Annotated in this window: 8 protein-coding genes and 1 pseudogene; 7 read left to right on the forward strand and 2 right to left on the reverse strand. The window is 40.7% G+C overall.

The genetic code is table 11. The features are described 5' to 3' along the window. Positions 1 to 86 precede the first annotated feature (86 nt). On the reverse strand, positions 87 to 3,956 hold the full coding sequence (gene strH / locus ADM33_RS03400) for an LPXTG-anchored beta-N-acetylhexosaminidase StrH (RefSeq protein ID WP_049503178.1): 3,870 nt from the start codon (positions 3,954 to 3,956) through the stop codon (positions 87 to 89). A gap of 271 nt (positions 3,957 to 4,227) precedes the next feature. Continuing rightward, the gene (locus ADM33_RS03405; RefSeq protein WP_049503179.1) at positions 4,228 to 4,944 is read right to left on the reverse strand and encodes a GntR family transcriptional regulator; all 717 of its coding nucleotides are present in this window, start codon (positions 4,942 to 4,944) and stop codon (positions 4,228 to 4,230) included. A 324-nt stretch (positions 4,945 to 5,268) separates the two neighbouring features. Between ADM33_RS03405 and ADM33_RS03410 the strand changes: the two genes are divergently transcribed. The 7 genes and pseudogenes from ADM33_RS03410 to ADM33_RS03440 form a co-directional block, all read left to right on the forward strand. Beyond that, complete coding sequence (locus ADM33_RS03410) at positions 5,269 to 7,056, forward strand: glycoside hydrolase family 35 protein (protein ID WP_049503180.1); 1,788 nt, start codon at positions 5,269 to 5,271, stop codon at positions 7,054 to 7,056. Next, positions 7,053 to 7,529 (forward strand): PTS system mannose/fructose/N-acetylgalactosamine-transporter subunit IIB, encoded by a 477-nt coding sequence (locus ADM33_RS03415; protein ID WP_000156977.1) that lies wholly within the window; start codon positions 7,053 to 7,055, stop codon positions 7,527 to 7,529. The genes ADM33_RS03410 and ADM33_RS03415 overlap by 4 nt, the downstream gene beginning before the upstream one ends. A 26-nt stretch (positions 7,530 to 7,555) precedes the next feature. Further along, positions 7,556 to 8,461, forward strand: coding sequence for a PTS mannose/fructose/sorbose/N-acetylgalactosamine transporter subunit IIC (locus ADM33_RS03420; RefSeq protein ID WP_000616985.1), 906 nt, complete (start codon positions 7,556 to 7,558; stop codon positions 8,459 to 8,461). After that, the gene (locus tag ADM33_RS03425) at positions 8,448 to 9,269 is read left to right on the forward strand and encodes a PTS system mannose/fructose/sorbose family transporter subunit IID (RefSeq protein ID WP_000185292.1); all 822 of its coding nucleotides are present in this window, start codon (positions 8,448 to 8,450) and stop codon (positions 9,267 to 9,269) included. The genes ADM33_RS03420 and ADM33_RS03425 overlap by 14 nt, the downstream gene beginning before the upstream one ends. A 3-nt stretch (positions 9,270 to 9,272) precedes the next feature. Then, positions 9,273 to 9,677: a PTS sugar transporter subunit IIA gene (locus ADM33_RS03430; RefSeq protein WP_075229687.1), complete on the forward strand. Its 405-nt coding sequence runs from the start codon at positions 9,273 to 9,275 to the stop codon at positions 9,675 to 9,677. Positions 9,678 to 9,795: 118 nt separating this feature from the next. After that, a complete protein-coding gene (locus ADM33_RS03435; protein ID WP_049503181.1) occupies positions 9,796 to 10,962 on the forward strand; it encodes an SIS domain-containing protein in 1,167 nt (388 codons plus the stop codon). Between the two features lie 10 nt (positions 10,963 to 10,972). Beyond that, positions 10,973 to 11,326 (forward strand): annotated as a pseudogene (locus ADM33_RS03440) (tagatose-bisphosphate aldolase); the annotation flags it as partial.

The raw sequence follows: 11,326 nt of genomic DNA on the forward strand, positions 1-11,326 counted from the left end.
AGAGCAAACTAGGAAGCTAGCCGCAGGCTGTACTTGAGTACGGCAAGGTGAAGCTGACGTAGTTTGAATTTGATTTTCGAAGAGTATTAATCTTTTTTCTTGCTAAGTCCATAAGCTGTGAGAGCAGTCATAAGACCAGTAGCAATTAACCATTCTGAACCTTGGCTTCCTGTCTCAGGAAGTTTATTTTCTTTTACTACAGGAGCTGGGCCTTGAGGAAGGGCTTTGTTTTCCTCTGCAGGAACAGTTGCTGGAGCTGGTTCATTTGGAATATCTAGTTTTGGTTTTTCTTCTGTAACAGGAGCTGGCACATTTGGAATCTCTAGTGCTGGTTTTTTTTCTGCGATAGCTGCTTGACCATGTTCATCGCCAAGGTGAGTGACAGGGTTGCCAACTTCAATCACTTGAGCGACTGGTTCTTGAGCGACAACACTAGTAACCAATGTTTTAACTTCAGTTCCGTCAGCAGCAGTAGTCACAGAGTAGAAATGGCTACGACGACCGTTGACACCTGCAGTTACTAGACGAGTTTGTCCCTTAGGTAGCGAAGGAGTCTCGCGAGTGATCGTTGTAAATGGAATTTCTTCGTCCTCGATCACAACACGTGGTTTTGCATCTGCAACAGGAGCTTGACCTTTTTCGTCTCCTACATGTGTTGCTAATGTTCCAACTTCGACAACTTGATTGACAGCTTCTTTCGTTACTTGATTTTCAAGAACTGTTTCTGTCTGCTTGCCATTTTCAGTCACAACTGAAAGATACTTAGTACGTTCTCCTTTGACACCAACAGTGATGACTTTCTCTTGTCCTGCTGGAAGGTTAGGATTTTCTTTCTTAACAATCTCAAACGGAATTTCTTCTGTCTTAACAAGAAGCTCTGGTCGGTTTTCAACTGTAGCAGCAGTTTCATTCTCATCGAGGCTTCCTGAGTGAGTGGCAGCTGGTTTAAGACCAAGTCTAGCAGCTTTGAGATTAGCTACAAGTGTGTCCAACTCAGCTTGTTTATTACGGTTGAGGTTGTAATTAAGAGCGTCTTTAGCAGCCTTGAGAGCATCGAGACTTTCTGTGCTATATCCTTCTAAGTTTTCAGGGATTTGAGCAAGTTCCTCGCGTAGCGCTTTGTAGTCAGCACGGAAGTAGTCCTTGTTGTGGTCTGCAAAAGCAGTCATGAGTTCAAAGATTTCTTCTTCCTTGTATTCTGCGCTTGGTCGATCAGCCCAGATAGCTAACATACTACCAACAGTAGGTAGGTCAACTTCAGGATATTTAGTTGATGCTAGTTGGTTAAATGGAGTTTTTTCAGTATTTTCAATAGCTTTCTTGAGGAAGCCACCACCATCTTCTGGTTTTTGACCGAGAATGTAGTACCAATCTCCATTCGTGTTAAGGAATTTGTACCCCTTACTTGCTAGATATTGAGGAGATGCAAGGTTGTAACCCCACCATCCTTTAGACCAGTAAGAGATGATAACGTCTTTATCAAACTCAACATCATCCTTGTCTTCATAGTAGAAGCCGTCGTTAAAGGCCATTGGTTGAAGACCTTTTTCTTTAGCCATGGCAGCTAGACTATTAGCGTAATCCGCAAATTTACCGTAGAGTCCATACCATTTGAGGTAGTACCAACCTTGAGCGTTGGTAGCGTCATTGGCATACTCATCTGTACCATAGTTAAAGATCTTAGTCTTGCCTGCAAAGAAGTCCATGTACTTGCCAATAAGGGCTTTTGTAAAGTTCATTGCTTCTTCGTTTTCGAGGTCCATAGTTGTTTTTGAAACCTTGTCAAAATTAGCTTGAGGGTTTGCGATGCCTAATTTTTCCATAGCGACCAGCATAGCATCCATGTGACCTGGGCTGTTGATAGCTGGGATTAGTCCAATACCTTTGTTTTTAGCATACTGGATAAGCTCAGTGATTTCGGCTTGGTTCAAAGTAGTTCCGTTAGGATCGTCGTAGTAAGATTTTGTTCCTTCGATGATGGCGTTTTTCACATCGTCGCTTGCATAAGTCTTGCCGTTTGCTGAGATACTCATATCATCAAGTAAGAAGCGAAGTCCATCATTTCCAAGGAGGAGATGAAGGTCAGAGTATCCAAGTTCGCTGGCTTTGTCAACGATTCGTTTAAGTTGGTCTAGAGTGAAGTATTTACGACCAGCATCAATAGAGATAACCTTATTTTTAGCTAGTTTTTCAACTTCGCGTTTAGCGTCCTCTTCTTTTTGAGCTTCTGGAGTGAAGGTCAAGTTAGCAACAGCTTCTTGGAGTTTTGCGATCGCTTGGTCAATGGTATCTTGTTCAGCACGGCTGAGGTTGCTATCAAGAGAGCGGATGGCTTTTTCAGCTTCTTTAACGGCTGCAATACTTTCTTCTGTGTAGCGAGTAAGGTCTGTTGGAACTTCTTTCAGAGCTTGTTCAGCAGACTCGTAATCAGCAGCGAAATATTCAGCATTTGAGTTTGCGAATTGACGCATGAGTTTGAAGAGACGAGATGGAGAGTAGCGAGCAGATGGAGTATCAGCCCAAGCTGCTACCATACCACCAATAATAGGAACGTCAGCTCCTTCTGTTTTTGGTACAGAAGTGATCGGTGTGCTCTTAATGCCGTTCAATCCTTGATCAAGGTTGTACCAACCTTGTCCGTCAGCATTACGGCCGAGAACATAGTACCAAGCATCGTTCGTATTGAGGATTTCGTGTCCTTTTTCAGCTAGTAACTTAGAAGAAGCGACATCGTAACCACCCCAGCCACCAGTCCACATAGAGACGATGATGTCCTTGTCAAAGGTACCAAAACTTGTATCGCTATTATAGTAGATACCGTCGTTGAAGGCCATAGGTTTTAGACCGTGAGATTTGACGATATGAGCTAGGTCATTTGCATAGGCGATGAATTTGTCATAGCCTTTGTCTGGGAATCCATCTTCTGGATACCATTTATAGGCTTGAAGCACGCTCCATCCCTTAGCATCTGTAGCGTCGTTAGCGTACTCATCCAAACCGATGTTGAAGATTTCAGACTTACCAGCAAAGTAGCCTGCATACTTATCAATCAAAGCTTTTGTGAAGGCAACAGCTTTTTCATTGTCAAGGTCAACAGTACGTGCTGATTCTTTACCAAAATAGTTAAAGTTAGGCTTTTCAATACCTAGTTCTTTCATGGCATTAAGGATAGCGTCCATGTGGCCAGGACTGTTAACAGATGGGATAAGTCCAATACCTTTATCCTTGGCATAGTTAATCAAATCGGTCATTTGGCTTTCAGTTAGATGATTGCCGTTTGGATCGTTGTAGTAAGCATTGGTTCCATTTTCAACAGCGCGTTTGACATCATCGCTTGCATAAGTTTTGTCCCCTACAGTTAGAGACATGTCATCAAGCATAAAACGCAAGCCATCATTTCCGACTAGGAGATGAAGATCAGTATAGCCATAGTGTTTGGCTTTGTCGATGATTTCTTTCAGTTGTTCAGGAGAGAAGTATTTACGCCCTGCATCGATTGAAACGATTTTCTTTTTAGCCAGTTTTTCATTGACTTGAGCTGCTCTCTCTGTGGTGACTGCAGGAGCTTCAACTTTAGCAATTTCTTTGCTTTCTACCTTTTCTGGTTCTGGCTGCTTAGCTTCTTCAGTTACTTCTGGTTTTGCTGGAGTTTCTTCGGTTGCAACAGTTTTTTCTACGACAGGTGCAGGAGTAGCTTCAACTTTTGGTGCTTCAGTGTTTGTTACTGGAGTTGCTGGAGCTACGGCTTCTGGTGTAGGACCAGTTTCAAGTTTTTCTTCGCTAGCCTGTGGAGACGATTCACCTGTAGCTTGGATAGTAGGTTGATTCTCTGTTGTAGTAGGTACGACTCCATCAGCGGCAACAGCTTGCGCATGAAAGGCAAAGCCGATCAAGACAGAAGCTGCTCCGATTGCGTATTTACGAATAGAGAAACGCTGCTTATTTTCTGGTTTCATTAAATAACCTCCTAATTTATTATTTTGGTAGCGTTTTCACAAACTAATTCCATTGTATTATCTGAATCTAGTAAAGTCAAGTATTTTAATAAAATACCTAAAAAAAATATAAGAAGTTATTTAATTTGAACTAAATTTTTATTTTTACTCTGTTTTTAGTAAAATTTCTCCAAATTATAGTTTAAAGTCATTTGGTATTTCCTACTAAAAGCTGGCGTGCTATAATGAAAAATAGAAAAGCCTGAAACGATTGTCTCAGACTTTTTAATGTTTAGTGATCGCGATCACATGAGATAAATTTAATCTTATAGAAATCAGAACGTTTGTAAGTTTCAATGTATTCCAACACTTGGCCAGTTGACTCAAGTTTAGTTGTCTTGGTTTGGAGAACAGTTGGGAATTGAGCGTCGATTCCTAGGATAGAAGCAGCATGTTCTGGAGTTGGAAATACAATTTCATTGATTTCTTCAAAATGCTCGTCATTCATGTGAATGTGGTAGTCCAATTTGAAACGATTATAGATAGAACTATAGTATTCAAGATTTGGATAGTTTGCATTGATGTATTGTTCAGGGATATAAGATGTGTGGTAGATATAAGTAACACCGTTAGATTCACGGATACGTTCGATTTTGTAATAAAATTGATCGCCACGCAATCCCAATTTTTCTAAGTAGTTAAGATCGTTACCGCGTTCAATGGAAAGAACAGTGACTTTATCGTCCTTGGTTTCAAAAATTTCTACATCAGAAAATTCTACGAGTTTGTGCTTGCGAGCGCGAGCCACAAAGGTTCCCTTTCCTTGTTGGCGGACAATATAACCGTCTTTAGCAAGGTCGTTTAAGGCGCGAACAACAGTGATCGAACTTACGTCATACATTGCAATCAATTCTGCTTCAGTGAAGAACTTGTCGCCACTTGCAAATTGACCTGAAATGATTTTGTTTTTCAATTCATCTTTGATATATTGATACTTTGGAATTGCCATATTTTCACCTCATTTTTTCCTTCTCGATCTTCGATTTTACCATAAATAGTTTGAAAATGATAGTAAATAATGTAAAAAAATAAAATAATATTCTAAGTGATTGACTTACATATTATTTACGGTTAAAAACTCATACATTTATGCTATCTAGATCGAAAATATTTAAGAAAAAATTTTTTTACAAGAATTTTAGAAAACAATTCAGTAAAAAAAAGAAAAATTTTAAATAATTTTCGAAAAATCTATTGACAAGATGGATTCATTAGTTTATCATTTAATATAACAACAAATGAAAGCGCAAACGAAAAAGTATGGGGTGGTAAAATGACAAGGTTTAAAATTGAGGATGATTTTTACCTAGATGGGGAACCATTCAAAATTTTATCTGGTGCCATTCATTATTTTAGAATTCCTGAAGAAGACTGGTATCATTCATTGTACAATCTCAAGGCTTTAGGTTTTAACACTGTTGAAACATATGTCGCTTGGAATTTACATGAGCCAACTGAAGGAAACTTCAATTTTGAAGGCAATCTTGATATTGAAAAATTTCTTCAGACAGCTCAGGACTTAGGCTTGTATGCTATTGTTCGGCCATCTCCCTTTATCTGTGCAGAGTGGGAATTCGGTGGTTTACCAGCATGGCTTTTAAATAAAGACATGCGAATCCGTTCCTCTGATCCAGCCTTTATAGAAATGGTAGGACGCTACTATGATCATTTACTTCCACGTCTTGTTCCAAGATTGTTGGATAATGGTGGTAACATCCTCATGATGCAGGTTGAAAATGAGTACGGTTCATACGGTGAGGACAAAACCTACTTGCGTGAGATTCGTCGATTGATGGAAGAACGTTCAGTGACTTGTCCGCTCTTTACATCTGATGGTCCATGGCGAGCAACTCTGAAAGCTGGTACCTTGATTGAAGATGATCTCTTTGTGACAGGGAACTTTGGTTCAAAAGCAAACTTTAACTTCTCGCAAATGCAAGAGTTCTTTGATGAGTATGACAAGAAATGGCCACTCATGTGTATGGAATTCTGGGATGGATGGTTTAATCGATGGAAAGAACCAGTCATCACGCGTGAGCCAGAGGAGTTAGCGGAAGCCGTACATGAGGTACTAGAGCAAGGCTCTATCAACCTTTACATGTTCCACGGTGGAACCAACTTTGGTTTTATGAATGGTTGTTCAGCTCGAGGAACTATTGATTTACCACAAGTAACATCTTATGATTATGACGCTCTCCTTAATGAAGCTGGCAATCCAACTGCTAAATACATGGCAGTTAAGGAAATGATGGCGACTTACTATCCTGAGTATCCACAATTAGAACCACTTTACAAAGAGAGCATGGAAGTTGAAAACATTCCACTGGTTGAGAAAGTTTCTCTATTTGAAACCTTGGATAGCCTAACAAGTCCAACTGAAAGTCTCTATCCTAAGAAAATGGAAGAGTTGGGACAAAGCTACGGTTATCTACTCTATCGTACAGAAGCTAGTTGGGATGCAGAAGAAGAACGTATCCGTATCATTGACGGTCGAGACAGAGCTCAGCTATTTGTAGATGGTAAATGGGTTACAACTCAGTACCAGACAGAAATTGGTGAGGACATCTTCTATCAAGGAGAAAAGAAAGCGCTCTCTCGTTTTGATGTCCTGGTAGAAAATATGGGGCGTGTCAATTACGGGCATAAGTTCCTAGCAGATACACAACGAAAAGGGATTCGTACAGGTGTCTGCAAAGACCTACACTTCATGCTGAACTGGGAACACTATTCGCTTCCACTAGATAATCCTGAAAAGATTGATTTCTCAAAAGGATGGACAGAAGGACAACCTGCCTTTTACGCCTATGACTTTGAAGTTGAGGCTCCGAAGGACACCTACTTAGAACTATCTGAGTTTGGTAAAGGGATTGCCTATGTCAATGGCCATCATCTCGGACGTTTCTGGAATGTTGGTCCAACCTTATCGCTTTATATTCCGCACAGCTATCTCAAGGAAGGTGCTAACCGCATCATTATCTTTGAAACTGAAGGGGAATATAGAGATCACATACACTTAACTCGTAAACCTACACTAAAACATATAAAGGGGGAAAATTTATGACAATTGTAGGATGCCGTATTGATGGACGTTTGATCCACGGACAAGTAGCAAACCTTTGGTCTGCTAAACTGAATGTTTCACGTATCATGGTCGTTGACAATGAAGTTGTTAACAACGATGTTGAAAAGAGCGGATTGAAACTTGCAACACCACCAGGTGTAAAACTTAGTATTTTGCCAGTTGAAAAAGCTGCAGCCAATATCCTTGCTGGAAAATATGATAGCCAACGTTTGTTTATCGTTGCTCGTAAACCAGACCGCTTCCTTGGATTAGTGGAAGCAGGGGTACCGCTTGAAGCAGTCAATGTTGGTAATATGTCTCAAACACCAGAAACACGTTCTATTACACGTTCAATCAACGTTGTAGATAAAGACGTAGAAGATTTCCACAAATTGGCGGAAAAAGGTGTTAAACTTACTGCTCAAATGGTTCCAAATGATCCAGTTTCAGACTTTTTGAGCTTATTAAAATAGGAAAAAATTTTTAGGAGGTCATTGTTATGATACAATGGTGGCAAATTTTACTTCTCACTCTGTACTCAGCTTATCAAATCTGTGATGAGTTGACGATCGTTTCTTCTGCAGGTTCCCCTGTATTCGCTGGTTTCATTACTGGTTTGATCATGGGAGATTTGACAACTGGTTTGTTTATCGGTGGTAGCTTGCAGTTGTTTGTCCTTGGGGTAGGTACCTTCGGTGGTGCTTCTCGTATCGACGCAACTTCTGGTGCGGTTCTTGCGACAGCTTTCTCAGTTTCACAAGGTATCGAAACAGATCTTGCGATCACTACAATCGCTGTACCAGTAGCGGCACTTTTGACTTACTTCGACGTACTTGGTCGTATGACTACTACATTCTTCGCACACCGTATTGATGCTGCGATCGAACGCTTTGACTATAAAGCTATCGAACGTAACTACCTTCTTGGTGCGCTTCCATGGGCTGCTTCTCGTGCCCTTCCAGTATTCTTCGCCCTTGCTTTTGGTGGAGAATTCGTACAAGGTGTTGTAAACCTTGTTAAAGAATACCAATGGGTTGCAGACGGTTTGACTCTTGCAGGTCGTATGCTTCCAGGTCTTGGATTCGCTATCTTGCTTCGTTACCTTCCAGTTAAACGTAACCTTCACTACCTTGCTATGGGATTCGGTTTGACAGCTATGTTGACTGTACTTTACTCATACGTAACAGGTCTTGGTGGAGCAGTTGCTGGTATCATTGGCACTCTTCCTGCTGACGTTGCTGAAAAAATTGGCTTTGCAAACAACTTCAAAGGATTGTCTATGATCGGTATCTCTATCGTGGGTATCTTCCTTGCAGTTGTTCACTTCAAGAACAGCCAAAAAGTTGCTGTAGCAGCACCTTCTACACCATCAGAAAGTGGGGAAATTGAAGATGACGAATTCTAATTACAAATTAACAAAAGAAGATTTTAATCAAATTAACAAACGTAGCTTGTTCACTTTCCAATTGGGATGGAACTACGAGCGTATGCAAGCATCAGGTTACCTTTACATGATCTTGCCACAATTGCGTAAAATGTATGGAGATGGAACTCCTGAGTTGAAAGAAATGATGAAAGTTCATACTCAATTCTTCAACACTTCACCATTCTTCCACACAATCATCGCTGGTTTTGACCTTGCTATGGAAGAAAAAGATGGCGTTGGCTCAAAAGATGCGGTTAACGGTATCAAGACAGGTTTGATGGGACCATTCGCTCCTCTTGGAGATACTATCTTTGGTTCACTTGTACCTGCTATCATGGGATCTATCGCTGCAACAATGGCTATCGCTGGTCAACCTTGGGGTATCTTCCTTTGGATCGCAGTTGCAGTAGCGTATGACATCTTCCGTTGGAAACAATTGGAATTTGCCTACAAAGAAGGGGTTAACCTTATCAACAACATGCAAAGCACTTTGACAGCTTTGATTGAAGCTGCATCTGTTCTTGGTGTATTCATGATGGGTGCTCTTGTAGCAACAATGATCAACTTTGAAATTTCATACAAATTGCCAATCGGTGAGAAAATGATTGACTTCCAAGATATCTTGAACTCAATCTTCCCACGCTTGCTTCCAGCAATCTTCACAGCATTCATCTTCTGGTTGCTTGGTAAGAAAGGTATGAACTCAACTAAAGCAATCGGTATTATCATTGCTCTTGCTGTTGGACTTTCATTCATCGGTAAATTCTTACTTGGAATGGGCGCATAATTTATGAGTAAATCATTGATTTTAGTGAGCCATGGACGTTTCTGTGAAGAACTTAAAGGTAGCACAGAAATGATTATGGGTCCACAAGACAACATTCATGCGGTAGCTCTTCTTCCAGAAGATGGACCAGAAGATTTCACTGCGAAATTTGAAGCTGCTGTCGAAGGTTTGGATGATTTCCTAGTCTTTGCTGACCTCCTTGGTGGAACACCATGTAACGTGGTGAGCCGTCTGATTATGGAAGGTCGTGACATCGAACTTTATGCAGGAATGAATCTTCCAATGGTTATTGAATTTATCAATGCAAGCCTAACTGGAGCTGATGCAGATTATAAAAATCGTGCTTCAGAAAGCATTGTCAAAGTTAATGATTTATTGGCTGGCTTCGATGACGATGAAGACGAATAAGGTGTAATAACAGAAATACTGTTTGAACACATTTCATAGAATATAAATGGGAATGGGGCTTACTCCCATTCCCATATTTTAAATACAAAACAATATAATAATAGATTAGAGGAACTCAATGCTAGATTATACAAAAGAAGAATTGCTTGAGTTGGGGGCAGAAATCACAACTCGCGAAATTTACCAACAACCAGACGTTTGGAAAGAAGCTTTTGAAGCTTATCAAGCACGACGTGATGAAATTGCAGCCTTCTTGCAAGGAATTGCTGACAAACATGACTACATCAAGGTTATCCTGACTGGTGCTGGAACTTCTGCTTATGTAGGTGATACTCTCGTTCCTTACTTCAAGGAAGTTTATGATGAACGTAAATGGAACTTTAATGCTATTGCGACAACTGATATCGTAGCAAACCCACAAACTTATTTGAAAAAAGATGTGGCGACTGTTTTGGTATCATTCGCGCGTAGCGGGAACTCACCTGAGAGTGTGGCAACAGTTGACTTGGCCAAGGCCTTGGTTGATGAACTTTATCAAGTAACTATCACATGTGCGGCTGAAGGGAAATTGGCTCTCCAAGCGCATGGTGATGACCGCAACCTCTTGTTGCTACAACCAGCTGCGTCTAATGATGCTGGCTTTGCTATGACTTCAAGCTTCACTTCAATGATGTTGACAGCACTTTTGGTATTTGATCCAACAGAATTTGCAGTTAAAGCTGAACGTTTTGAAGTGCTATCTAGTTTAGCTCGTAAAGTCCTTGATAATGTAGCAGATGTCAAAGAGTTGGTAGACCTAGACTTTAACCGAGTGATTTACCTAGGTGCAGGCCCATTCTTCGGACTTGCTCATGAAGCGCAACTGAAGATTTTGGAATTGACTGCTGGTCAGGTTGCGACTATGTATGAAAGCCCAGTTGGCTTCCGTCACGGTCCAAAATCTCTGATCAACGAAGATACAGTTGTTTTGGTATTTGGTACGACAACAGATTATACTCGTAAGTACGACTTGGACTTGGTTCGTGAAGTTGCAGGAGACCAAATTGCTCGTCGTGTTGTTCTCTTGAGCGATCAAGCCTTCGGACTTGAAAATGTTAAGGAAGTAGCACTTGGATGCGGTGGGGTTCTGAATGACGTTTACCGTGTCTTCCCTTACATTGTTTATGGTCAATTATTTGCTCTCTTGACTTCACTTAAAGTTGGTAACAGACCAGATACACCATCACCTACAGGTACAGTTAACCGTGTTGTTCAAGGTGTTATTATTCACGAATTTGAAAAATAAGGAAGAATCTATGAGTAAATTAACATTAAGCCCAAATAAACTTGCTTGCTTGCAAAAACTCTCAGACGAAAATGGTATCATCTCAGCTCTTGCTTTTGACCAACGTGGTGCTTTGAAACGCCTCATGGCTCAATACCAAACAGAGGAGCCAACAGTAGCTCAAATGGAAGAACTTAAAGTATTGGTAGCGGATGAATTGACAAAATACGCTTCATCAATGCTTCTTGACCCAGAATACGGACTTCCAGCTACAAAGGCACTTGCTCCAAAAGCTGGTCTGCTCCTTGCTTATGAAAAAACTGGATACGACACAACAAGCACAAAACGTTTGCCAGACTGCTTGGATGTTTGGTCTGCAAAACGT

The sequence above is a fragment of the Streptococcus oralis genome (assembly GCF_001075875.1).
Lineage (GTDB): Bacteria > Bacillota > Bacilli > Lactobacillales > Streptococcaceae > Streptococcus > Streptococcus oralis_I.

Coding starts and splice junctions, on each gene's coding strand:
- ADM33_RS03410 (WP_049503180.1), top strand. CDS start 5,269: ATGACAAGGTTTAAAATTGAGGATGATTTTTACCTAGATGGGGAACCA.
- ADM33_RS03415 (WP_000156977.1), top strand. CDS start 7,053: ATGACAATTGTAGGATGCCGTATTGATGGACGTTTGATCCACGGACAA.
- ADM33_RS03405 (WP_049503179.1), bottom strand. CDS start 4,944: ATGGCAATTCCAAAGTATCAATATATCAAAGATGAATTGAAAAACAAA.
- ADM33_RS03430 (WP_075229687.1), top strand. CDS start 9,273: ATGAGTAAATCATTGATTTTAGTGAGCCATGGACGTTTCTGTGAAGAA.
- ADM33_RS03435 (WP_049503181.1), top strand. CDS start 9,796: ATGCTAGATTATACAAAAGAAGAATTGCTTGAGTTGGGGGCAGAAATC.
- strH (WP_049503178.1), bottom strand. CDS start 3,956: ATGAAACCAGAAAATAAGCAGCGTTTCTCTATTCGTAAATACGCAATC.
- ADM33_RS03420 (WP_000616985.1), top strand. CDS start 7,556: ATGATACAATGGTGGCAAATTTTACTTCTCACTCTGTACTCAGCTTAT.
- ADM33_RS03425 (WP_000185292.1), top strand. CDS start 8,448: ATGACGAATTCTAATTACAAATTAACAAAAGAAGATTTTAATCAAATT.